Source organism: Streptomyces diastatochromogenes (assembly GCF_002242805.1).
Lineage (GTDB): Bacteria > Actinomycetota > Actinomycetes > Streptomycetales > Streptomycetaceae > Streptomyces > Streptomyces diastatochromogenes.
In genome coordinates this window covers 1-432 of the sequence record NZ_MCGQ01000191.1, presented here as the reverse complement: position 1 = coordinate 432, position 432 = coordinate 1, and the positions used below count along the sequence as shown (strand labels likewise).

At 71.8% G+C, this 432-nt stretch carries 1 protein-coding gene; it reads left to right on the top strand.

Features of this window, described 5'->3' with window-relative positions:
* A partial coding sequence (locus BEK98_RS47575) for a P-loop NTPase family protein (RefSeq protein WP_483027334.1) occupies positions 1-265 on the top strand: 265 nt, incomplete at its 5' end.
* Between the last annotated feature and the right edge of the window lie 167 nt (positions 266-432).

Genomic DNA, 432 nt, shown 5'->3' with positions numbered 1-432 from the left:
GCTCGCGCAGCTGCGCGCCGACCACCGCGGCCCGACCCACTGCTACTACCTGGACGTGCCGTTCGGCGAAACCCTCGCCCGGCACGCCACCAAGCCGATCGCCGACGACGTCAACGAGACGCAGCTGCGCGACTGGTACCGGGCGCGCGATCTGCTGCCCGGCGGCATCGAGACCGTCATCGGCGCCGACAGCGCCCTGCACGAGACCGTCGACCGCATCATGAACGACACCGGCCTGGTCCACCTGCCCGCCGTGGACCGCTGACCCGGGCACTGTTGGGACAGATGGTGCGCCTACATGCCGTCACAGTCGCGCCGGCCCCGCCCCGACCATGAGACCGACCACAAGTGCGGCCGCACCGCGCCCAGCCCGACCATGGGGTTGGCCGTGCCGCGCTCACCCCCGACCACGGCTGGTCAGCGTGATATGGC